The organism is Chloroflexota bacterium, assembly GCA_016887485.1.
Classification (GTDB): Bacteria; Chloroflexota; Anaerolineae; order Anaerolineales; family Anaerolineaceae; genus Brevifilum.
Genome location: CP069394.1, coordinates 985,467 through 1,009,078, shown reverse-complemented (window position 1 = coordinate 1,009,078; position 23,612 = coordinate 985,467). Strand labels below are relative to the sequence as shown.

The 23,612-nt window shown below is 44.4% G+C and carries 18 protein-coding genes; 12 read left to right on the top strand and 6 right to left on the bottom strand.

What is annotated here, in order from left to right; all coding sequences use genetic code 11:
* The first annotated feature begins 102 nt into the window (after window positions 1-102).
* Window positions 103-1,080, top strand: coding sequence for an adenosine deaminase (add, locus tag JR338_04590; protein QRN84357.1), 978 nt, complete (start codon window positions 103-105; stop codon window positions 1,078-1,080).
* A 71-nt stretch (window positions 1,081-1,151) separates the two neighbouring features.
* Window positions 1,152-1,622: a hypothetical protein gene (locus JR338_04585; GenBank protein QRN84030.1), complete on the top strand. Its 471-nt coding sequence runs from the start codon at window positions 1,152-1,154 to the stop codon at window positions 1,620-1,622.
* Between the two features lie 22 nt (window positions 1,623-1,644).
* Here JR338_04585 and JR338_04580 read toward each other — a convergent pair whose 3' ends face one another.
* Together JR338_04580 and JR338_04575 are read right to left on the bottom strand one after the other, a co-directional pair.
* Window positions 1,645-2,622 (bottom strand): PD40 domain-containing protein, encoded by a 978-nt coding sequence (locus JR338_04580; protein ID QRN84029.1) that lies wholly within the window; start codon window positions 2,620-2,622, stop codon window positions 1,645-1,647.
* A gap of 285 nt (window positions 2,623-2,907) precedes the next feature.
* The gene (locus JR338_04575) at window positions 2,908-3,351 is read right to left on the bottom strand and encodes a hypothetical protein (GenBank protein ID QRN84028.1); all 444 of its coding nucleotides are present in this window, start codon (window positions 3,349-3,351) and stop codon (window positions 2,908-2,910) included.
* Between the two features lie 332 nt (window positions 3,352-3,683).
* Between JR338_04575 and JR338_04570 the strand changes: the two genes are divergently transcribed.
* From JR338_04570 to JR338_04525, 10 genes are all read left to right on the top strand, one after another.
* Window positions 3,684-4,688 carry a LacI family DNA-binding transcriptional regulator gene (locus tag JR338_04570; GenBank protein ID QRN84027.1) on the top strand — a complete coding sequence of 335 codons (1,005 nt, stop codon included), beginning with the start codon at window positions 3,684-3,686 and terminating at the stop codon, window positions 4,686-4,688.
* Between the two features lie 100 nt (window positions 4,689-4,788).
* Window positions 4,789-6,156 carry an extracellular solute-binding protein gene (locus JR338_04565; protein ID QRN84026.1) on the top strand — a complete coding sequence of 456 codons (1,368 nt, stop codon included), beginning with the start codon at window positions 4,789-4,791 and terminating at the stop codon, window positions 6,154-6,156.
* A gap of 72 nt (window positions 6,157-6,228) precedes the next feature.
* Window positions 6,229-7,164: a sugar ABC transporter permease gene (locus JR338_04560; protein QRN84025.1), complete on the top strand. Its 936-nt coding sequence runs from the start codon at window positions 6,229-6,231 to the stop codon at window positions 7,162-7,164.
* Entirely contained in the window at window positions 7,164-8,027 is an 864-nt protein-coding gene (locus JR338_04555) for a carbohydrate ABC transporter permease (protein QRN84024.1), read from the top strand. The genes JR338_04560 and JR338_04555 overlap by 1 nt, the downstream gene beginning before the upstream one ends.
* Before the next feature lie 148 nt (window positions 8,028-8,175).
* Window positions 8,176-9,075, top strand: a complete 900-nt coding sequence (locus JR338_04550; protein ID QRN84356.1) for a glycoside hydrolase family 16 protein — start codon at window positions 8,176-8,178, stop codon at window positions 9,073-9,075.
* A gap of 60 nt (window positions 9,076-9,135) precedes the next feature.
* On the top strand, window positions 9,136-9,954 hold the full coding sequence (locus JR338_04545) for a glycoside hydrolase family 16 protein (protein QRN84023.1): 819 nt from the start codon (window positions 9,136-9,138) through the stop codon (window positions 9,952-9,954).
* Window positions 9,955-9,979: 25 nt separating this feature from the next.
* Complete coding sequence (locus tag JR338_04540) at window positions 9,980-13,135, top strand: cellobiose phosphorylase (protein ID QRN84022.1); 3,156 nt, start codon at window positions 9,980-9,982, stop codon at window positions 13,133-13,135.
* A gap of 13 nt (window positions 13,136-13,148) precedes the next feature.
* Window positions 13,149-15,869: a cellobiose phosphorylase gene (locus JR338_04535; protein ID QRN84021.1), complete on the top strand. Its 2,721-nt coding sequence runs from the start codon at window positions 13,149-13,151 to the stop codon at window positions 15,867-15,869.
* Window positions 15,869-18,307, top strand: a complete 2,439-nt coding sequence (locus tag JR338_04530) for a glycoside hydrolase family 3 C-terminal domain-containing protein (protein QRN84020.1) — start codon at window positions 15,869-15,871, stop codon at window positions 18,305-18,307. Before JR338_04535 ends, JR338_04530 begins: the two co-directional genes overlap by 1 nt.
* Before the next feature lie 5 nt (window positions 18,308-18,312).
* Window positions 18,313-18,735, top strand: coding sequence for a hypothetical protein (locus JR338_04525; GenBank protein ID QRN84019.1), 423 nt, complete (start codon window positions 18,313-18,315; stop codon window positions 18,733-18,735).
* Window positions 18,736-18,798: 63 nt separating this feature from the next.
* Here the strand turns inward: JR338_04525 and JR338_04520 are convergent, their stop codons facing one another.
* From JR338_04520 to JR338_04505, 4 genes are read right to left on the bottom strand one after another with little or no spacing between them, the layout of a single operon-like run.
* Complete coding sequence (locus JR338_04520) at window positions 18,799-19,635, bottom strand: alpha/beta hydrolase (GenBank protein ID QRN84018.1); 837 nt, start codon at window positions 19,633-19,635, stop codon at window positions 18,799-18,801.
* On the bottom strand, window positions 19,632-20,627 hold the full coding sequence (locus JR338_04515; protein ID QRN84017.1) for a uroporphyrinogen decarboxylase family protein: 996 nt from the start codon (window positions 20,625-20,627) through the stop codon (window positions 19,632-19,634). The genes JR338_04520 and JR338_04515 overlap by 4 nt, the downstream gene beginning before the upstream one ends.
* The gene (locus tag JR338_04510) at window positions 20,624-22,627 is read right to left on the bottom strand and encodes a glycoside hydrolase family 127 protein (GenBank protein ID QRN84016.1); all 2,004 of its coding nucleotides are present in this window, start codon (window positions 22,625-22,627) and stop codon (window positions 20,624-20,626) included. Before JR338_04510 ends, JR338_04515 begins: the two co-directional genes overlap by 4 nt.
* Entirely contained in the window at window positions 22,624-23,601 is a 978-nt protein-coding gene (locus tag JR338_04505; protein QRN84015.1) for a uroporphyrinogen decarboxylase family protein, read from the bottom strand. Before JR338_04505 ends, JR338_04510 begins: the two co-directional genes overlap by 4 nt.
* Window positions 23,602-23,612: the final 11 nt, after the last annotated feature.

Below are 23,612 nucleotides of genomic sequence, written 5' to 3'. Positions count from 1 at the left end.
TATAACCTTTCTGAAAACCATTTTATTTATGAATACTCAAAATTAGACTATAATTTTTCCAACATTTTATCCGGTTGAAATGAAAGGATCCTCACCATGTCCATGATCCATGACGACCTCCCCCTGATTGACCTGCACCGACATTTGGATGGCAATGTGCGCCTGGCGACCATCCTTGACCTCGCCCGGCAGCATGATCTGCCCCTGCCGGCTGATACCCTTGAAGAACTGCGCCCACATATTCAGGTCAGTGAACCTGAAACGGATATCATGGCCTATTTCACCCGGTTCAACTGGATGATCTCTGTGCTGGCGGATTATGACGCTTGCCGGCGGGTGGCTTATGAAAATGTGCTGGATGCGGCGGCTGAGGGATTGGATTACATCGAACTGCGCTTCAGCCCCTGGTTCATGGCGGAACCGCACCAGCTTGACCCGGCCGGTGTGGTGGAGGCGGTGGTAGAAGGCGTGCGGCAGGGGAATGTTGAGACGCCCCAAACCAAGGTGGTTCTCCTCGGCATCATCAGCCGGACCTATGGACCTGAGACTGGGATGAAGGAACTGGAAGCGCTGCTGACTCAAAAGGATCACATCGTGGGGTTGGACCTGGCGGGGGATGAGGTGCGCTTCCCGGCGGAGATGTTTATCGAGCATTTCCAAATGGCCCGCGATGCGGGATGGGGTATCACTGTCCATGCGGGTGAATCCGCTGGGCCGCAATCCGTATGGCAAGCGATTGAAGATTTGGGCGCGTCACGGATCGGTCATGCCCTGACGATTGGGGAGGACCCTGAACTGGTGGAGATGATGCTGGAGAAGCGGATTGGGATTGAGGCGAACCTGACCAGTAATGTCGATACCAGCAGCGTGCCATCTTATGCAGCCCATCCCCTCAAAGGATGGTTGGATTTGGACCTGCTGGCGACGTTGAACACTGATGACCCCGGGATCAGCCCTGTGACGCTGCGGGAAGAATTTGAGGTTGCAGCGCCCAAAGCCGGACTGACCGAGGCGGATACTCGCAAGGCACAGGAGAACGCGGTTGAAATAGCCTTTGCGTTTGGCTCAGAGAAAGAATAATTAATAGAAATTCTGAACCAGATAAGACCATTATTAGCACCAAGGTTCAGACGGATATGTGTGGTAATAGGTTGAATTCTGAGGAGAACCAGACCATTAGTCAAGAAAATTGGGATCTTTGGTATCAGGACCGGTTTGAACTGGGCAGCCCCCGGCAGATTGAGCTCTCGGGGCAGGGACTGGCGAACGGGCTGGTAGAGCTCTGGGCGCGGCACTTACATGAGACCGTACAACCAACCGGGCTGACCGGCTTCGCGAAGTTTGATATGTGGTGGAAGGATGCGTTCTGGCCTGTGTTGATTTTTGGGGATGAAGAGGGGCAAGTGAAAATTCGCCAGTGGGTTTATGACGAGAGGGTGGCAGGCCCAAATTACCTGGACACTGCTGATCGGTCTCTACTCCAGATGATTGCTGAAACGCACGCCCAATTATTGAGAAACGATTTGGAAAGTGATGCGATCGTCTCAATAGCTTCTGAAACCGAATCAAAAACTGATTTTATGGCGGCGCTTAATCAGATGCGTGAGGGGTTAGAGAGTTAGGGATTACCTTCGTATAGTGTGGTTAAGGCCGGAGTTCTTCAATAAAGGACGTATCTCGCCAACCGAAAGATGATGGGCTGCTGAGATAGATCACAAACGCGCCATCGGGCGTTACTATCGGGCTGATGCAGTAGGGGACGTTATTGACCTGGACAGGTTCGGTCCAGCCTGTATCAGTAGCGTAGGAAATATACATCAATGCGTTTTCATCCTGGCTGGTGTAGCGTGAATAGATCAGATAGCTGCCATCGGGGGCGATGTTGGGCGTGATCTCCATCGCTTCACTGTTGACCGTCGGATCCAGGGGTACCGGGTCCGCATAAGTGCCATCAATGTATCGGGAAACGTAGATATCCATGTTGCCCTGCTCACCTGCAGAGAAATAAAGCGTGTATGCTTCGTCGACTGAGATGGTCCAGTGTAAGGAGAGGGCGTTGATCGATTGCGGCAGGGGCTGCGGTTCGCTCCAGCCGTCACCGTCTTTTACCATCATCCAGATATTCTCTTTCCCAGTGCCTGAGAGGCCGGGAATTGGGTCGGGGGAGATGAAGAAGAAAAGCTGCCCATCCGGTGAGATAAAGGGATCTCGGTATTGGTGGAGTGTGTCCGAGAATTGTACAGTGACAGGTTCTGACCAGGTCTCATCCTCAAAATGACTGGTATAGATTGTGGCGGAACCATAGGAGCCGGCCCACCACATGGTTTGCATATCGGGTGAAAAGACCGGTGCGGAATGGAAGGAACCGCTGAAGAATTCAGCGCCAAAAGGCTGGGGGTCAGCGCCGGGCAGGACATAGTCAACATAGTAATAGGGGGCCTGGTTGGGGAGGATCCCTTGGGTAGATGTTGGCGGAAGTTCAGTGGGCGCGGTGGTTGGTTCCGGGCTGGGAGAAATGGTTATTGGGTCGGTGGGGGTGAGGTTGACATCAGGAGTAGGTTGACTAGATGTGCAACCAACCAGAATAAGGCAGAATAGGCAGATTCCAAGAACCTTCTTCATTTTCACTCCTTTGTATGTGTAAATCCAACTCCTTTAAGGATACATTGAATTTCTAGATTTGAAGTAGTGATGAAAAGGTTAACTTTGGATGATTGGCGTGATACCAATGAAAGTCTATTCCCGCCTGGGACTGGTTATATGCTCATATTTGTTTGATCTGAACAGTTCTTGCATAGGAGAATTACGCGTACTAAAGACACCCTCGGATATGATTGTGACTGGCGGTGAAGAAGTGATACTGTATCCGGAGAAGGATATGTTAGGTAGATTCCTTAATTTCTAACCTTATCTATTTTGAACGATCCAATTAATTTCTATTTTCTCATCAGGAACAACTGATACGTAGGGAGCGATTTTTGAATCCTCAACCATAACTGATATCCCATAAGTATTTGATACGATAAAACCATTGGCAAGTTTCTGGTGGGTGTCGCATGACCACATTTCGCCAGCCGAATGAAAACCATCTGACCAAAAAATCTGATCGATACCACAATCGCCTTCCCCTTTATCATTCAGAAAAACAGAAAGGGGACCTACTCGAACATTTTCCCAATCATTAGGGTTAGTGGATAATTCTTCTGGGAAACCATACATAAGAAAATATTCTCCAGCCGGCACTTCGGTGATGCAAAAGAACCCATCGTTATCCGTAATAGTTGTTGGTTCAGTTTGGAGTGTGCAGTATTCTCGATCCGTCCGTGATATGGCACATAAATTGTTTGGCATATTAATGTGCACTGCGGCGAGATTTCAAACCTAAAAGGCCTTCAAGGGGCTAAAGGGTATCCGTGGTAATTTGGTGGGATCTGTTTTCTGATAGGTATCAATTCCACGTCTATTATTTTAATGAAATAAGCTAAACAACGGAATTATGTTGATAGTCGGAATAAATCGCTGGTGTAATTAACCGAGAACCAAAAATATGTAGATCCTAGATTAATCGCCTATTGACAAATCATTAATAAATAGTTTACAATAGGTTATGAGAGCGCTCTCATAAATAAATTGTTTCGGATATTTTTTTTATTATTCCTGAGAGCGCTCTCATAGAGGAAAAGATGGCAATCACCCTTGAAGAAATCGCAAAACTAAGTAACGTATCCCGTGCTACTGTTTCCCGGGTCATAAATGGTGAATCGAATGTCCGGGAAGAAACGCGCCAGAGAGTATTAGATGTAATTGAGAGTGTCAATTTCCAACCAAATCTGGCAGCACGTTCTCTGGCAGCAGGTCGAACGAACGTTATTGGATTGGTGATACCTGCTGGCATTGCTGCTATCTTTTCTGATCCATGGTTTCCACAAGTTGTGAATGGTATTTCAATGGCGTGCAATTCAAAGGGGTATAGTGTGATGCTGTGGTTGGCAGAGCCGGAATATGAACGCCAGATGATCACCAGAATATTGCACAGTGGGCTACTGGATGGTGTAATCGTTTCATCAATGTCAATCAACGATCCAATTATAAAAGCACTCCATTTAAGTAAGATGCCGTTTGTTTTGATTGGTCGACACCCTACTCTTGATATTGTTCACGTTGATGTTGACAATTATACAGGTGGCTATGATGCCACCAAACATTTGATCTCTTTGGGGAATAAAAAAATTGCCACGATTTCGGGGCCCCAGAATTTGATAGCTGGTTATGATCGTTTTCAGGGTTACAAGCAAGCCCTTGAAGATAATGGACTTTCGGTTGATTCTGAATTGGTAATTGAGGGTGATTTTTCAGAGGTGAGTGGTTATGAAGGGGGGCTGGAGTTAATAAAACATCATCCTGATGCCATATTCGTCTCAAATGACACGATGGCTCTGGGCACCCTAAGGGCTATGCGCGAGATGAAGATCAATGTGCCGGATGATATTGCAATTGTGGGTTTTGACGATATTCCAAACGCCATTTCCAGTCCAATTCCCCTTACTACTGTAAGGCAGCCTAGTCAGAAGATGGGTAGAGCGGCTGTCAATGCTTTGCTGGATTTGATTAATAATAAATCAAATCACCAGAACAAAATCTTTTCTACTGAATTGATTATTCGGGAATCTTGTGGTGCAACAAAGTAGAAACCACGAAAGGAGGTGGTTACACAAATAGTTATATTCAATAACGTTTTTGGACAAATTGTTCAGAACGGACTTCTAAATTCGATATAGGAGAATAAGAATGAAAAAGATTTATTTTGCCTTAGTATTAGTCCTGGCCTTAAGCATGGTGCTTGCTGCTTGTGCTGGTGGTGCTCAAACACCTCAGACTGTCAGCGACACGACTGGTCAGGAAACGACAGGTGGTGGGGAAACTGTAGTTGAAGAGAAGGAACCGGTTACTCTCAGTGTCCTCATCCACCAGCACCCACCTCTGGTTGAATACATGGAAGCGTTCAACGCAAAGTTTGAAGAAGCCTACCCTTATGTTACCGTTGATATGTCTGTTGTTAATGCCAATGACCTGGCAACAGTTACGCAGACTCGGTTAACTGCCAATGATATTGACGTCATTGATATGGCTGGATTCGCGAATGCTTCCCAACCTTACATGGTTGATGTCGTTCCTCCAAACTGGCAGACCTTAATTGAGGCTGGTTTATTGATGGACCTGACAGGACAGCCGTTCCTTGATAGTTACCAACAAGCGGCAATTGATACCGGTTCCTTCGACGGTAAAGTATACCAGATTCCCGTTGGCACCACGATTTACAGTGGTGTCTTCTATAACAAAGCGCTCTTTGCTGAATATGGCGTGGAAGTCCCAACGACCTGGGATGAACTGGTTACCGCCTGCGATACATTTGCTGCTGCCGATATCCCCTGCATGACATCTGGTGGCGCAGATGGATGGCCCATTTTTGTGGGTGCCTATGGTTTGATTGGTTCCATTTTCCCAGATCAATATGCACTGGTTGAAGGTCTATGGGATGGCACAATTAAGTGGAATGATGCCAAGGCTCTTGAAATGTGGTCCAAGATGCAAGTTTACGCCCGCGACTTCCTGGAAACCGGCGCCAGTGGACTTTCTCATGACGGCGCTCCTGGACGTTTTGCTTCAGGTGCAGTTGCAATGTTGCCGATGGGCACCTGGAATGCCGCAATGATCCAGGCTGTTGATCCTGAGATGGATTGGGGTTACTTCCCATTCCCTGGCAGCGATAACCCAGAGGATAATCAGTATTGGTTCGGCAAATATGATATGGGATGGGCTGCTGCAGCGAATTCTGAAAATTCGGAAGAAGCTTTAGCATACCTGGCCATGTTGTCGGATCCGGAAAATTATCAGGAATTCATTGATACGGTTGAATTCATTCCTACTCAGGTGGGCGTGACTCTCGATAGCCGGATTGGTGAGGAAATTGCTAAATATGCTGATAATTTCCGAATTGGTTATGAACAGATTTGGATTGCTCCAACCGGTACCGGTCAATGGGCAAATCCTTGGGCGTCCTATTTCCAACCATTCAACGAGTGGGACGATCCGCAGGCCTTAGCTGATCAAGCACAAGCAGATCTGCAGGCTGGGCTGGATGCTGTAGGGAAATAACGACTAATTGTAAAAATCGGCTTCCCGCCATTTGGCGGGAAGCCGAAAAGTTATTCTTGGAGGTTCAGAACAATGAAATACGTTTTCGGGAGAGGAAAAGCCGTTTGGATCCCTGTGATGCTGTTGATTCCAGGAATGTTTTTCTATTTTGCAGTTTCTCTTGGGCCTTCAATTGCAACAAGCTACTGGTCTTTCACAGATGCAACAGGGATTGTGGGTATACCTGTAAATTGGATCGGTTTTGAAAATTACAGAGAATTCCTGTTTTTAGGGACCGCATCCCGAGATAACTTGAGTGCACTTCTTAGGACTCTCAAGTTCAGTTTCTTAGTCTCAACAATCCAATTTACCGTTGGACTGTTCATTGCCCTGCTGCTAAATCAGAATCTAAAAGGAACAAAATTCTTTAGAACGCTGTTCTTTTATCCAGTGATCTTGGGTGTAACCATTCAGGGTTTGATTTGGAAATTATTCCTCTACCCAATGGGCGGGCCAATGACAAAAATCCTGGGTTTGTTTGGTATGCAATCTGAGTTATTAGGTGGCTTGCCAAATCAGGCTTTCATGTGGGTTGTGTTTGTTCAGATCTGGGCAAATATGGGGATAACGATGGTTATCTTCCTTTCAGGTTTACAAACGATTCCCAGTGAATTGTTGGAAGCTGCAAAAATGGATGGTGCAAATCCCTGGCAAGTTTTTCGAAATGTAATTTGGCCTTTGTTGACTCCAAGTATTAATACCAATCTATTATTAAATATTATCGGGTCGTTACAGGCCTGGCAATTGTTCTTTTTGTTATTGGGTTATCGAAATGGTACCCAGGTTTTGGGATACTTGGTTTTCGCCCAAGGTTTCGGTCAGTCTTCAGGAAGCATGACTTTAGGGTTCCGGCAAGGGTTCGCAGCTGCAGCCTCCATTGTTCTGTTCATCCTGGTTTTGATTATTGGTTTGGGAACGCAATACTTCCTGAATCGGCGTGAAAAACGAATCTTAGGAGGTGAAATCTAATGAATAACAATCGAGTGTCTGTCCTTTCCGAACCTAAACAGCGTTTTTCGAGGCGAATCAAATGGGGAAGAGTGCTCTCATACATTATTCTGATTGCATTTGCATTAGTTTATATTGGACCTATTCTAATGCTTGTCAATACGGCATTTAACACACTGCCCCAGTTCATGGTTGATCCTACAATTCCTGTAAAGGAACCAGTGTTTCAGAATTTTATTGACGCTTGGGAAAAGGCGAACTTCCCGAAGTATATTACCAATTCAGTAATCTATACCGGTGTTGCGACGACCATATTTGTGCTCAGTGCGATTTTTGTCGCCTTTCCCTTAGCTCGCGGTTATGTAAAAGGTTCAAAATTCCTGCTGAGTTTGTTTGTGATCGCCCTGTTCCTGCCTTCCGCTATGATCCCTCAATTTCAATTGATCTTAAGGCTGGGATTATACAATACTCGGATAGGTTATATTTTGTTGTTCCTCGTCAATCCGATCGGGATTGTTATTCTTGTGAACTACATTAAAACCATACCAAGAGAACTTGATGAAGCAGCGGCAATGGACGGATGCGGATATTTCCGCTTTGTCGTGAAGGTAATTCTTCCATTGATTAGACCTGCTATTGCGACAGTGATTGTTTTGCATGCAATTGGTATATGGAATGAACTGATCCAGCCAACGATTTATCTTACAAATAAAAACTATTACCCAATCACAAGAGGGCTGGTGGTGTTCCAGGGTGTTTATGGATATAACTGGCCAACATTGGCTGCAGCAGTTTTGATTTTGACAATTCCGATGGTTATTTTGTTCCTAATTTTACAGCGTTATATAATCTCTGGCCTAACCCAGGGTGCTGTAAAAGGTTAATAGATTACTATCGATTAGCTAGGTTTCAATTAGTATGTGATTATTTCTATGGCTACTTCAGCATAGAACTGGATTCTATGCTTACGGTTATTTACTCCTGAAAAAGGAAATTGTTATGTTGAAAAAATTAATTCCGTTATTCCTACTGATGGTTATATTGTTTACGGGATGTCAGAATCCGACTGAGCCAGTTGCCCCCAGTACCCCAACATTGATGCCGACAGCAACGGCGACGCTTGCCCCGACTTCTATACCAACTTCAACACCAATTGTGCCTCCGGAGCCAATGGGGATAGACGAATATGAGGGGTATGAGTTGGTCTGGCATGATGAATTTGATGGTGATGAAATTAACCGTGACAACTGGACCTTTGATATGGGTGGCTATGGTTTTGGAAATGGTGAAGCTCAATATTACACCGACCGTCCTGAAAACGCCCGAGTTGAAAACGGTTTATTGGTTATTGAAGCCCGCTTCGAAAAATTTGAAAATTCTTATTACACGTCTGCGAAACTTTGGAGTAAGGATTTGCAGGAATTTCAATATGGCCGAATTGAAGCTCGCACAAAGGTGCCTTCTGGAGCAGGTCTATGGCCGGCCTTTTGGATGCTTGGTGCAGACTTTGACCCCCATGTTGACGAGAATAACACATTCACGAGCAATTGGCCGTTTTGCGGCGAGATTGACATTATGGAATATATTGGGCGAGAGCCAAAGCTTATCTTGGGCACAGCTCATGGCCCCGGTTATTCAGGCGCGCTTGGCCTGGGTAAGTGGAATCCTCAGGAGTTCTTGATTGCAGATGAATTTCACACCTATGCCATTGAATGGACTTTTGAAGGGATAACTTGGTTCTTCGATGATGAACCGTACTTCACCCTAAATCGTGAAGATGTCGGAGATCGTGAATGGGTTTTCGATCATGATTTCTTTTTAATTTTGAACCTCGCGGTTGGAGGTAATTTCCCTGGGCCAATAGCCATGGATACTCAATTCCCAGCGAATTATTATGTTGATTATGTTCGTGTTTACCAGCAGGTTCCATAATCAACTGCCAGCCTGGCCATTAGTAGAGTACTTGTTCTGGATCGAGGCATGATAGGTTAAATGAAGCCGACCGGAGATCTTGCAAGCATATATGGTTTTACGGAAATAGCCTTTGCTGATGACTTCAGTTCAGACAGGCTGGATGGGGCCAGATGGAATATTCAGGTCTCCAAAAAACAGAAGAATTTTGAAGAGCAGACATATATCAACTCTGATGAGACGATCTATATTCTTCAGAAGGATGGGGCATTGGATTTTGATGGCCATGCGCTTGCCATCCATCCAAGATATCGGCCCGGCTATCCTTCAGCTGAAGGAAAAGTGTTTGACTTTACGTCGGGTAGGGTGGATACAGTTGGGAAGTTCGATTTCACCTATGGTTTGATATCTGCCCGGATGAGACTTCCCGTGGGTCAAGGTTTGTGGCCGGCTTTTTGGTTATTGGGCGACGATCGATGGCCAGACTGCGGTGAAATTGACATTATGGAGAATGTTGGTGATCCTACCTGGTTTAGCTCAGGCGTCCACGGCCCAGGATATTCAGGAGATGCTGGCCTGATTAATTCTTATTATTTATCGGAATTGGAGGATCTGACAAGTTGGCATGTTTATTCGGCGGCCTGGAGTCCTAATATGATAGATTTCTTCGTTGACGATATTCTGGTCAACCGATTAACGAAGCCGATGATAAATTATTTTGGCCATTGGGCTTTTGACAATCGGAAACACATCATAATTAATTTTGCCATAGGTGGAAATTACCCCTTTAAGATTAATGGAAACAAAGTGCCGTATTTCGGCCTGCCGCAGAAAACTGTTGATGAGATCAAAAAAGATCGTGTCAGGGTTTTAGTGGATTGGATCAAAGTCTATCAATGATTCAGCATATGAAGAGGAAATCAGAGTGAGTATTCAGAATAAGCCACTATTTGATGACCGGGGGAGGGTAATCATCCAAGCATATGATCAGAAGCGACCCTTCTCCAGTTTTCTTGCTGGAATAGGCGGCTTGTTTGGAATACCTATTTGGGCTTTTTACAATAATCGGGCGCAGGCGATTTCTTCATTTGGGATCGAGAGTAAAGACCATCCTATTCTTGAGTTTCAACCTGCTAATAAGGCTTATGCACTAACTGCTTCAACGGGTTTCAGGACTTTTTTAAGGACCGATCAGTGGACCTATGAACCTTTTTCCCCTTGGGTAAATGATATTTGCCAGCGGGATATGCATATTGGTATGAATGAGTTGGAAGTCATTGAAAGGAATCCAGCCAGGGGGTTGGAAACCAGTGTTTTGTACTTTAATATCGTTAATGAATGTTTCGCCGCATTGGCGAGAAAGCTGACAATACGGAATATTGGAAAACAACCACTTCAGGTTGAAGTGCTGGACGGTTTACCGGCAGTGATCCCCTATGGTGTGAACAACGATATGCTGAAATCCATCAGCAGAACAATTGAAGCCTGGATGCGGGTATCAAATGTTGAAAATCGCAGTCCCTTCTTCACCCTGAAAATGACTGCAGAAGATACGAGTGAGATAAACACAATTGAGGGTGGTAATTTTGCACTAGGTTTCTCTGGTGGGAGGCTTCTTCCATCCTTTGTTGATCCTGTCGTTCTTTTTGGAAATGATACGAATTTTACTTTTCCAAGTCAGTGGAAGGATGGTTTCAATGAGCTAAACCTGTCTCATCAAGTCTGCGAAGGAAGAACGCCTTGTTGTTTTTTCAACCATGATATGAGTATAGGCTCAGAGGCAGAGTCTTCCATGGCGAGTGTTTATGGCTATGCTCAGGATTTTAGTGAATTAGAAAGAATGAGTCCTGAAATACTCAAGGTTGGTTTCCTTGAGAAAAAACGGGATGAAGCTCAAGAGTTAGTCAATGATCTGGCTGAGCCTGCCAAAGTTCAAACTGGCAATCCAGTGTTTGATGTCTATGCTCAGCAGACGTTTCTTGACAATATCCTTCGGGGAGGATGGCCTGAGATTGTTGGGGATAATGCGATTTATCATGTATATTCCCGAAAACATGGCGACCCCGAGCGGGATTACAACTATTTTTATCTCGCTCCTGAGAATTATTCCCAGGGAAATGGCAACTTCCGAGATGTCTGTCAAAATCGACGAGACGAAGTTTTCTTCAATCCACTAACCGGCGATTTCAATATTCGTTTATTCATGAGCCTTATCCAACTAGATGGTTACAATCCATTGGTCGTCAAAGGAACAAAATTTTCAGTAACGCCTAACGTTCGCCGCAATATTCTAGATCACGTGGAAAAGCATGAAGCGTTTGAAAAAAAACTTTCCAGTGCCTTTTCTCCTGGCGAACTAATTCGGGTTGCCAAAGCGTGCGAACTGGAGATAAGCGCAAAGGAACTTGTTGACTTGGTCATTTCTCGGGCTGAACAACATATCCAGGCCGAACATGGAGAGGGTTTTTGGGTCGATCATTGGACTTATATTTTGGATCTTATCGAATCCTATTTGGCAATCTTTCCAGATAAAAAAGAGGAACTGCTTTTCGATTCAGAGCCCTTACCCTTCTTTGATAATCCACATTTTGTGAATTCAAGAGATTCGAAATACATTCTGTTAAATGGCAAGCCGCGTCAGCAGCATGCCATTGGATTCAGCGAAGAAAAGCAGTCAAAGATTAATGCTCGCGAGGATCAACGCGACTGGGCTCGGACTGAATTTGGGGCTGGAGAAGTTTTTAGAGTATCCCTTATCTCCAAGTTGGTGATACTGGCGGTCAATAAATTTTCAACTCTTGATCCATATGGGATGGGAATTGAAATGGAGGCAGGGCGTCCAGGCTGGTGCGATGCATTAAATGGACTGCCAGGTATATTTGGCTCTTCACTTCCCGAGACGTTTGAATTAATTCGTTTGATAGACTTCGTATATCAATCGTCAATCAAATTTCCACATTCGGTAGAATTGCCTGTCGAAGTTGATGAGTTGTTACAGGCTATCTTGATCCAGTTACAGGATTATAAAACTGAATTTGGCTATTGGGATGCTGTTTCAGCAGCGCGTGAAGCTTATCGCAAAAAAACACAGATGGGGGTTTCTGGTAACTTGTTTGAATATTCAGCGGCTGATCTGCAGGCTATTTTGATAACGTTTAGGCGGAAATTGTCTCGTGGAATTAACAAAGCGATTGAGGAAAATGGCGGTATACCCCCGACATATTTCTATTATGATCTTGTGGATTATGAACCAACTGGCAATAAAGATGATCAGGGTAATGAGACCATTTCGCCGAGAGAATTCAAACAAAATACGCTTCCACTTTATCTGGAAGGTCCAGTTAGATATATGAAGCTCTTGGAAGAGAAATCTGAGGCGAAAGAAATTTACTCACGGGTCAGACAAAGTGCGCTGTATGATCGTAAGTTGAAAATGTATCGATTAAACGATTCTCTTATCAATGAGACCTTCGAAATAGGAAGGGCGAAAGCCTTCTCTCCTGGGTGGTTAGAAAATGAATCCATCTGGCTTCATATGTCTTTCAAGTATCTATTGGAATTATTGAAGGCTGGACTTTATGATGAGTTTTTCAAAGAAATGCTTTCTAATATGCCTCCATATATGGATAGTTCGATCTATGGCAGGAGTCTAACTGAAAACTCGTCCTTCCTTGTCTCAAGTGCTCATCCAGACCCCTCAATCCATGGGGCTGGTTTTGTGGCGAGGCTTTCTGGTTCAACAGCCGAATTTTTATCGATGATGCTCTTATTCCTTGTTGGTCCCAACCCCTTTATTGTTGATGAGCAGAAAGATCTGATCCTGGCATTTAAACCTGCACTCCCAGGTGATTTTTTTGATGAAGAAGGTACGCTATCTTTCAAATTCCTGGGACAATGCGATGTCACATATATTAATCCGAAGCGGAAAGACACTTATTCTTCTGAGACTCAGATTGAAAAAATCATCCTTTACCTTCCTGGAGGATTCAAGTTTGCATTGGACGATGGCGTTATCCCTGCCCCTTATTCAAAGATGGTTCGGGATGGGGAGATTAATAAGATCAAAGTTTTTATTCGTTGAAAGAGAATGATTTATGATTAAAGGTTGGCATTATATAGATCACGAGGGTACATTTGTTCTTGAAAACCCTCAGCACATGAGTTATTTGTATTTTCCTCTTCTCAATGAGAAAGGTTTGGTTTCATCAATCTCACCTTTATTGAATGGGGATATTAAAACAAGTCAGAACTCCTTCTTGACTGTGCCTGTTTCAATTGAAGATCTTCATAATAACCGTTCGGCAAGAAACTTTTGGTTAAAAATTAATGATCAAGATATTTGGTCGGTGACGGGGAACAGCGCAAAACAAATGGCCAACAGGCTTACAGTGGATGAAGATGAAGTGAGCTTGACAGCCGGCATATTATGGCACCGAATTACGAGATCAAATACCGGTTTAGGTCTTCGAGCTGAAATCACGAATTTTGTCGCGAAAGAGGACAACGTTGAGTTGATGAAGGTGAGATTAATTAATATTGGTAAAAACTCACTTTCACTCAAGCCAACAGCAGCTATCCCGATTTTTGGGCGCTCAGCAGACAATTTACGAGATCACCGACATGTAACCTCTTTACTCCAAAGGGTGAAATGTGTGGAAAATGGGGTGGTGGTTCAGCCAACGATGACCTTCGATGAAAGGGGACATAAACCGAACTCAATCTCCTATGGTGTCCTAGGCGTTGAAGGAGATGGAATGTCTCCAATCGGTTTTTATCCGGATATTGAGTCATTCATTGGTGAGGGGGGAGCCCTGGATTGGCCCAGCGCAATTGTTGGAACCAATCACAAACCTGTTCCTGCGGGTACAACAGTTTCCGGATATGAAGCACTTGGCGGAATCCAGTTTCGCCCTATTCAATTACAGCCAAAAGAAGAGATTTCATATATTTTATTGATGTTTATTGAAGCAGAACAAATCGATACCCAACGTCTTACTGATAAATATGGATCAATCGAAAAATTTGATGAAGCACTTAAGCGTAATAATGAAAATTGGCATGCTAGAATATCGACTCTGAGTTTTTCAACCAATGATAGCCAATTCGATAACTGGCTGAGATGGGTGACCCTGCAGCCAATTCTCAGACAACAAATGGGTAATTCATTTTTACCCTATCATGATTATGGCAGAGGCGGCAGAGGGTGGCGGGATTTATGGCAGGACGTAAATGCTTCGTTATTGATGGGGCAGAAACAACTGGCAGAAACTTTATGGGGTTATTTTGCTGGCGTCCGGATGGACGGTTCGAATGCGACCATTATTGGGACATATTCCGGAGAGTTTACGGCAGATCGCAATAATATTTCCAGGGTTTGGATGGATCATGGCTCATGGCCATTATCAACGGTGAATTTCTATATTAATCAAACAGGCAACCTGGAATTTTTACTTAGAGAGCAGTTGTACTTTAAGGATAGCCTGTCCCATCGCGCAAAACAAAAGGATAATCAATGGTCTGAGGACCTTGGCAATGTTGTGAGAAGTCGGGATGGGGAAATTTATCATGGCTCAATTCTTGAGCATATCCTGATTCAGCATTTGACCGCGTTTTATCACGTTGGCGATCACAACTGTATTTTATTAGAAGATGCAGATTGGAATGATGCCCTTGATATGGCCAATCAGAAGGGTGAAAGTGTTGCTTTTTCTGCATACTATGCGGGTAACCTTAAAATCCTTGGGGATTTATGTGAAGCACTAAGCCAAAAAGGGTTCAAATCGGTTGAGCTGGCAGAAGAGTTGACACGGTTAGTGGAACCCTTTATGGACCCTGTTGATTATGAATCACCTATTCAAAAAAGAGAAAAGCTCCAAAGTTATTTTGACCAGGTAGGTCATAATGTCTCAGGCAAAAAAGTGAAGATGGCAACATTAGATTTATCTCAGGATTTAAATAAGAAAGCGGAATGGTTGATCAACCATTTGAGAAACAATGAATGGATCAACAACGCTGATGGCACAGGTTGGTTTAATAGCTATTATAACAATAGCGGCATTCGACTTGACGGAGTGCATGGTGGTCAAGTCCGAATGATGTTGACCGGTCAAGTGTTTATGATAATGTGCGGTATTGCCACTAACGAGCAGATGAAGAAAATCGTTCAATCAGCAGATAAATATTTATTTGATGAATCCATTGGTGGATATCGCTTGAATACAGATTTTCTTGATAATATTGAGGAGTTTGGCCGGGTCTCTGGTTTTGCATTTGGGCACAAAGAAAATGGTTCCATGTTCAGCCATATGGCTATGATGTATGCTTATGGACTTTACAAGCGGGGCTTGGCAGAAGAGGGTTGGAAAGTCCTGAAGAATGTCTATGATTATTGTAATGACTTCTCGAAGTCGAAAATCTATCCGGGGGTTCCAGAGTATATTAATCCAAGAGGGCGAGGAATGTATCCTTACCTGACAGGTTCAGCAAGTTGGTTATTGTTGACTTTATTAACAGAAAGCTACGGCGTCAGAGGTGTTCTTGGCGATTTACTCATCGAGCCTAAGTTAATGGCGGAGCAATTTAATCAGGCTGGGATCGTAAGCGTTCAAACATCCTTTGCCGGGAAGGCACTCAAAATCACATATATAAATCCAAAGCGTCTTTCATACGGGCAATATACCTTGGATAGAGTGGATGTGAATGGAGAGACTTTCTGTGATAATTGCGAAGAAAACGCTTTTCATTTCAAAAGAGACTACCTGGACAATTTATCAGACCACAGTAACATTACAATCTATTTGACAGAAAAACACTAATGCTGGATATTGGACAACTTATTGAGCAATTAAGTTTTGAAGAGAAAATTAGCTTTTTGGCTGGTCAGGATTTATGGCATACAGTTGGCCTAGATCAATTGGCGATATCGTCTATTCGGGTATCAGATGGGCCAAACGGCGTGCGGGGGGCTTTTGGGAATATTGAATCTACATCTGCCTGTACTCCCGTAGGCATTGCTCTTGGTGCGACATGGAATCCAGACCTTGCTCGTGATATTGGTATGTTGCTTGGAGAAGAAGCCAAGACTAAGGACGTCCAGCTTGTGCTGGGGCCAACTGTGAATATCCACAGATCCCCTTTGGCCGGCCGTAATTTTGAATGTTATTCCGAGGATCCCTTCCTGAGTGGCGAGATGGCGGCGGCATATATCACTGGGATTCAAAGTGTGGGCGTTGGCGCTTGTATTAAACATTTCGTTTGTAATGATCAGGAAACAGATCGGTTTAATGTCAGCGTCAATATTGATCGGCGAACCCTTCATGAGATCTATTTAGAGCCATTTCGTAAGGCGATAAAAGCGGCATCGCCATGGGCAGTGATGACCGCCTATAACAGGGTGAATGGTGTACATGCATCTGAAAACCATTACCTGTTGAATTCAGTTTTGAGAACGGAATGGGGTTATGATGGTTTGATTCTATCAGATTGGTTTGGCACATATTCTGGGAGGATCATAGATGGCGAGCTTGATTTGGAAATGCCCGGCCCGTCACGTTGGATGCAAACGGAACAGGTTCAAGCTGCAATTGAAGCTGGACGAATCGATATTGAACATATCAATTCTAAAGTTAAGAGGATTTTGAGCTTGGCTCAACGTTCAGGAATATTGGCGCATTCAGATGTTCATGCTGAGAGAAGTGTGGATAGCTTGGATCATCGGAAAATAATCCGGCAGGCAGGACAGGAAGCGATCGTGCTGCTGAAAAATGATTCTGTTCTCCCCATTGATCTGAATAGAATCCATTCAATTGCGGTGATTGGTGAAAACGCATATTATCCTCAAATTCTTGGCGGTGGGAGTTCTTCTGTCGCGCCACATTATATAGTTTCTCCATTAGAGGGAATTCGTATTAGAGTTGGTGAACAAACCCAGGTAGACTATGCCCCTGGATGTTTTATTCATAAGAGCCTCCCGAACCCTGCAATTGATACCCTAATAACAAGAGAAGGTGCCGAAGGGTTGTCTATGGCGTTTTTCGATAACGCTGAATTGGCTGGAACGCCTGCCTATCAATTAACCACCAAAAGGGTTCACTTTGGCTGGTTTGATCGTTCGGTTCCAAAAGTTAGTCAGGATAGATTTTCGGTCCGATTATCCGGTTATTTTGTGCCGAAGGTGAGTGGGAAGCACATTTTTGGGCTAAATTTGGTGGGTTGGGGGAGGCTGGAAATTGCTCACAAGGAAATAATTAATACCTGGGATCTATCTAGTCCTGAGGGCGAATGGACGAAGGAAGTTGATCTACAGGCTGGCGAAAAATACCCCATAAAGATTGAATACAAGTGGCAGGGGGATACCAAGTGGCGCATGTTATCTTTTGGCCATTTGCCGCCTCATTCGAACGATTTATTGGGTGAGGCTATTGAGATTGCGGCCAAGGCTGATCTGGCAATTGTGGTTGCCGGGCTGACGAATGAATGGGAAGCTGAAGGGTTTGACCGGCCAAATATGAGATTACCTGGTGACCAGGATGACCTGATTGATAAAATTGCGAGTGTGAATCCGCGGACGGTTGTTGTTCTAAATTGCGGTTCTCCAGTTGAGATGCCTTGGTTGGATCATGTGGCTGGTGTGTTGCAGATGTGGTACGACGGTCAGGAGCAGGGAAATGCTTTAGCGGATATTCTCTTTGGGGATGTATCACCTTCTGGCAAGCTGCCAATCACATTTCCTAGTAAATGTGAGGATAACCCCAGCTTTGGCAATTTCCCAGGTAAGAATGGTAAAGTCATTTATCAAGAAGGGCTTGAGGTGGGTTATAGGTATTACGGATCAATGGGAATTACTCCTTTGTTTCACTTTGGCTATGGGCTAAGTTATACCAGTTTTGATTTGTTTGATTTGAAAATTGAGTATCCGCAAATTGGACGAGGAGAGTTGTCCGTCAGTGTGAAGGTGAAAAATTCGGGAGAATATCCCGGAAAAGAAGTCGTTCAACTTTATGTTCGGGAACTCTCTCAAGATAGCATGTCATCCATGAAACAATTGCGTGCTTTTCGTAAGGTTTTAGTTGCGCCTCAGGAAACTGTTCCGCTCGAATTTAAATTGGATGCTGAAGCATTCTGGCATTACGATGTCAATGCGGAAGGCTGGACCGTAGATTCGGGTACGTATGCGATAATTATCGGCACTTCAAGCGTTGATGAGAGACTTGTCAATAAAATCACGATTTCCGACGACTTATTTTCAGTCTAGGTTTAATGGAGAGCACTATGTTGAGAATTGAGACTTATGAAGGTGAGGGATACCGCCCACTGGTTGATTTTGGAAATTGGCGGGTGGCCTATTTGAGATTTATTGATGAGTTGATTCCTGAAAATATCACACAAATGGAAAAGCATCTTGAGACTGATGAAGTATTCGTCTTGCTAAATGGTGAGGCTGTCTTATTTATTGGTGAGGGTGAAAATCTGTTGGGGCGAGTTTCTTGTTTGAAAATGGAACCACATAAGGTATATGTGGTCGAGAAAGCCACTTGGCATACCTGTGTTTTGGATTTAGATGCAACAATACTTTTGGTCGAAAATCAGGATACTGGTCTGGCTAACACGGAGTATATCGATATCGATGTTTCGACTAAGAAGTACATTGTTGAAAATTCAAAAACACTTATCTCTGGATAACGGAAACAAAAGCTCAAAACTATTGATCGGAATAAGATAGACACGGGTTTGACACATCAATTTTTATAATAAAAATTCCAGTGGAATGTATAAACGCTTCTTCCAAGAATATTCATCATGCGCTGCACCTTCAAATTTGTAAGTCAACCAATCTTTTCCTCTTGAATAACCTGCATTTTCAAGGTGTTCATCCATCCGCTGTTGATAGGGTTCGTAACCCTCATCGAGTGTGAGCGTACCGTAATCAAAATAGAATCTGTGCTTGCCTGGTGTAGGTAAGTTTTCCCCAAGAGAATCAACCAGAGGGCTCATTCCAGCCAACCAGTGGGTGGAGATGCACGCAGCGCCGCCAAAAACGAGTGGGTAGGTTTCTAAAGCGTAAAGAGAAACCAGCGCACCCATGCTCGATCCCATAATAAATGTATGCTGTCGATCATTCAGTGAGGGATAGGTACTATCAATGAATGGTTTAAGTTCATCAACCAGGAAATTTAAGTAATGATCAGAAATGGGATCTCCACTCGAATATTCTCGAAAGTGAGTGCGAATGATTGATGATTGTTCCATTGGTTTCTGGGGCATATATTCTTCCCAGCGATCCGCAGTGTTCCATATCCCAACCACAATTACAGGGGGAATGCGATTGGCATCGATCAAGGAGGAGATGACTTCGTCTACGCTCCAATCAACCCCACCAAAAGCAAGTGATGGATCAAAGAGGTTTTGACCATCATGCATATAAATTACGGGCAAACCGTCCTTGGAATTTGCATAGCCGTTTGGAAACCAAACATCTACATTTCGTGGAGAAATGTGTTGGGAAGGGAAATTCTCATATCTATAAAGTGTTCCGAGAATATCACCCTGAGTGGAATAAGGTAGGGTTCGCGTGAGTTTCATTTTAACGCCAGAGCAACAGCCTGAAGGTTTTCCATTGGAGTGTCGCGTGGCACTTCACAACCTGCGGCGATCATTGTATTTGGATTGGACACGGCCAGGCAATCCTGAACGGCTGAGTTAATTTTTTCAGGAGTACTCTGTAATAAAACCGCAACTGGATCGAAATTTCCACAAACAGCACACTTGGCTCCGCAGGTTGCTACAGCTTTTGAGAAGTCGACCATCCAATCCACATCCAGAATATCCGTTCCTGTTTGGATAGTGAGATCAAGAATGGATGTGATGTTACCGCATATATGCAATTTAGCTTTCGCACCAGCCTCGTGAATCGCTGAAATGATCCTTTGCTCGTAAGGCAATGCGAATTGTTTGTATAAACGTGGGCCGATCAAAGAGGCAGCTGCGTCGCCGATACCAATGAAATCCGCTCCTGCTGCCACCTGTGCCTGAGCAAATAAGATAGCCTGCTCCGTACATATTTCCAGCATGTCATTGATTAACTCAGGTTCCTGGATCAGGTCGGTCATAACCGCTGACATGTCATGTAAATCGCAAACTTCCGCGAATCCACCTTCAACCCAACCCAAGATTGGGATTTGCCCATCGGCTTTTTTATGGAAAAGTCGGATTGCTTCAAGACGGTCGGCCATCCGTTTGCTCGATTCGGGTGATTTGACCTTGAGTTTTTTCAGATCGCTCCTTGATTGAATAAAAGCTTCGCTTGCGTAAGGAACACCATCATAGGGGAAGATTACATTCGCGCCAAATCCATGAGCTTCACGCATAGGATCTGAGATTGCACTCAACATGTCGATTTTGAAATCTTCACAACAGCGCAGGTTTCCATCTACTAATAAACGGTAATCACTGACATATCGGTCATAGGTGACGCCGATGTATTTAGCCGCAAAGGTCATCAAGATACACAGGTTGGGAACCCGATCCACTGGACGCCCAGCAAGACGGGCAAATACACGTTCATAGGAATTCACTGAGTTTTCTCCCTTTCTCTACCTGGGAGATAAACCCAGGGGAAAGTAGTCCGTCGAAGGATTGTGCTGCCAATAGGCACAAGAGACACAATTTCGGGTTGGGCCGCCTGAGTTAACATCGTGGCTCTAAGGCATACAGGTGGATATTCCCACACATATTCTCCTTCATGAATTGGTCGTTTGAAAAGAGAAATGTTTTTCCCGGGCGATCCATCCTTCTCAAGCTGCAAGGTATAGTCCCAATTAAAATTCATAGCAGGCGTATAATCGGTGTCGTAAAAACCGTTGAGGGGATAGGTGAACGTGTGGCTGGATTGTTCTGGAATGCGTAAGCAATATAGTAGTGGACCATAGCTTATGGCTGCGGAATGGTCCACAGCGAATTGGATTTCAGGCTGCCATTCCATATAAAGGGTGATTTCATCGCCATTTTGCCATTGTCGATCCACCACCAAAAATCCACTCTCGTTTACCGTCTCAATCTCAGTCTGATATTCTTCGTTGTTTATGATCAATTTACTTTGTGATGCCCAACGCGGCACCCTGAATTTTATTGTTAGTCGAATCGAGTCAATTACACTGATCTTAAAGCGAACGATATTCTCAAAAGGATAATTTGTGGACTCAGTGATCGTAATTGGCTGATTACCCTCTACGATTCGTAACTCACAGGGGCCATAAAGCATTGCCACCAGGGCATTGTCTTCTGTGTCCCGCATCCAAGAATGGAGAAGGTGGGTTGGTATCACTTTGCCGGAATTTGGCGCACAACAAACAGCGGCATCAGTGTGAGTTGGAGAATAATCCCATCTTTCGCCCACTTTTAGGGTCGCTGCAAAAAGATTGTCTGCGGTTAAGTATTGAATGGATTTTCCATCGGGATTCCTTGCAGCCATAGCCGCATTGAAGACTAACCATTCCTGCATATCGGCATATTGAGGATCACCTGTTATGGCAAGAGCAGCTAAAAATGTATTCGCTAACTCAGTAGTGGCGCAGTATTCATAACCTGCGGTTGGCAGTGGCAAAGAAGCGGAGAGATTTTCAAAAGAAACCTCATCCATTGAAATATCAAGAGGATGGACTCCAATAAATTCGTCCGACTTGCAAGAACCGGACAAAGTTAGATTATCCCGAAGTTTTCGGATTCCGTTTTGAAATGCTTGGGAATAGATCTCTTTCCCGGTGGCATTATACAACAGGAGTGGAATCCGCAACTGCTCGCATGTATGGGGACCGTGTCCAACGAAGGGTACCGCGGGGTCCAGTAAATTAGGTAAGCGACAATCTTCTCCTGGGAAGTCTGATTCATGTGTTGAATAAGCTATGTAAAGATCTTCACAGAACTCGATCACATCCTGTCGACCAGTGAGATCATGTAGCATCAAGAGAGGTTCGATGATCATTAACCCGTGAGATTTGCTGCCGTCTTTTTCGGGCACATCATAGAATGAAATGGGTGAACCACTCAATTTTGAGGCAGATAAAATTCGGTTTGCCAGGGAATCGGCAACTTCGAGGTATCTATTTTCCCCTGTCGCTTTGTATCCGGCTAGAAGAATCAGCAATACTCTTGACTGAGTCCAAAATTCTCCAGTTCGCGAGCATGCAAAACTGAAACGATGCTCAGGTTGGTAAATGCCAAGGTATCCATCCGCTTCTTGGGAGGCGGCCATATGGTCAAGGTAAGCTTTCGCTTTAGCCATTAACTTTTTATCAGTAAGAAGGTAACTTAAGCGGATAAAAGCCTCAGCCCAGTTTCCTTCGGATTCACCATTCCACCATGAAGCCCAAGAGCCATCATGTTCGTTTGGAACCTTTTTCGTAAAAAAGATCTCGCTCGAGCATTCCTCGCATAATAGGTTGAGGTTTCCTGTAATCCCATCTGCGTCTCGGCGACAGAATTCTTCTATCCAGCCTTTTGGCTGGAAACAATTGGGTGATAATGAGTGGTAGTGTTGCCGTTTATGAGTCATCTCTTTTACCTGCAATTTTTTCAACTTGCCCGTCCTGCCTCCATGAAGGCAGCAATATTTTCTAAAGGGGTCTCCAAGGGTATGTCACAGCCTGTGCTAAGAATGAAATTGGGATAATCTGCCAACTCTGTGCACAAATCACAGACTGCCTTCTTAACATCTTCAGGATTACCGTTTACCATAACCCTGACCGGGTCGATATTACCAATAAGAGCCATGTCAGTTGGCATTTGCTTAATTGCCTGTAGCATATTGACCGGTGTGTCCAAACTAAGGCCCTGGACTTCGGTTTCACACATAGCTGGGATCAGGCGGGTTGTATTCCCACATATATGGAGGATAGTGTCCCTATCAAGCTGCTTAGCTATCCGGTCGATAAAGACTCCGGAGAAGTCTTTGAAGCTTGACGGAGAAAGGAAAGTGGCGGTCGGTTCCAATATGGCAATCACTTCTGCACCAGCCTGGACGAGTTCAAGCGCGTAGCGTGTAATAACTTCTTCGGCTAGTTCCAGCGTAGCGTAAACCAATTCAGGATTTTCAATGGTGGCAATGGCAATTTCGGATGCCCCAATTAATAAACCAGCCAAGGTGAAAGGTCCCGTTACATAACCGCCCCTTACACAGGAGGTAATATTTTGGGACATCATACTCATCGTCTTAATATACGATCGTAGTCTGGCGTCCCAAAGAGGGTCGAGAACGCGATAATGTTCCAAATCACTTATTTGTCGCACCGGATGAAATTCGATCGAGGGAGATTCGTTATGTGGGTAACGAATCTGAAGCCCCAACGCTCCAGCTTCGACGGACAGATCCATCATTGAAAAAATGATATCCGGATGGAATTTGTTGACCAAGGCACTGATGGATCGATAGTGCAACTCTGCATTAAAGCCATTTTGTCGAAGCGATGAATTGGTCAGAATCGCGCCGGGATATCCCATTAACGGAGCGACGAGGCGTCTGGATGAGCCACGGAACATTTCGGATATTTTCATTATCAATTCCT

Bases quoted from the DNA above. Each gene is read 5' to 3' on its own strand.
- JR338_04530 (QRN84020.1), top strand. From the start codon at position 15,869: ATGCTGGATATTGGACAACTTATTGAGCAATTAAGTTTTGAAGAGAAA.
- JR338_04560 (QRN84025.1), top strand. From the start codon at position 6,229: ATGAAATACGTTTTCGGGAGAGGAAAAGCCGTTTGGATCCCTGTGATG.
- add (QRN84357.1), top strand. From the start codon at position 103: ATGATCCATGACGACCTCCCCCTGATTGACCTGCACCGACATTTGGAT.
- JR338_04565 (QRN84026.1), top strand. From the start codon at position 4,789: ATGAAAAAGATTTATTTTGCCTTAGTATTAGTCCTGGCCTTAAGCATG.
- JR338_04570 (QRN84027.1), top strand. From the start codon at position 3,684: ATGGCAATCACCCTTGAAGAAATCGCAAAACTAAGTAACGTATCCCGT.
- JR338_04575 (QRN84028.1), bottom strand. From the start codon at position 3,351: ATGCCAAACAATTTATGTGCCATATCACGGACGGATCGAGAATACTGC.
- JR338_04555 (QRN84024.1), top strand. From the start codon at position 7,164: ATGAATAACAATCGAGTGTCTGTCCTTTCCGAACCTAAACAGCGTTTT.
- JR338_04550 (QRN84356.1), top strand. From the start codon at position 8,176: ATGGTTATATTGTTTACGGGATGTCAGAATCCGACTGAGCCAGTTGCC.
- JR338_04545 (QRN84023.1), top strand. From the start codon at position 9,136: ATGAAGCCGACCGGAGATCTTGCAAGCATATATGGTTTTACGGAAATA.
- JR338_04535 (QRN84021.1), top strand. From the start codon at position 13,149: ATGATTAAAGGTTGGCATTATATAGATCACGAGGGTACATTTGTTCTT.
- JR338_04520 (QRN84018.1), bottom strand. From the start codon at position 19,635: ATGAAACTCACGCGAACCCTACCTTATTCCACTCAGGGTGATATTCTC.
- JR338_04505 (QRN84015.1), bottom strand. From the start codon at position 23,601: ATGAAAATATCCGAAATGTTCCGTGGCTCATCCAGACGCCTCGTCGCT.
- JR338_04580 (QRN84029.1), bottom strand. From the start codon at position 2,622: ATGAAGAAGGTTCTTGGAATCTGCCTATTCTGCCTTATTCTGGTTGGT.
- JR338_04525 (QRN84019.1), top strand. From the start codon at position 18,313: ATGGAGAGCACTATGTTGAGAATTGAGACTTATGAAGGTGAGGGATAC.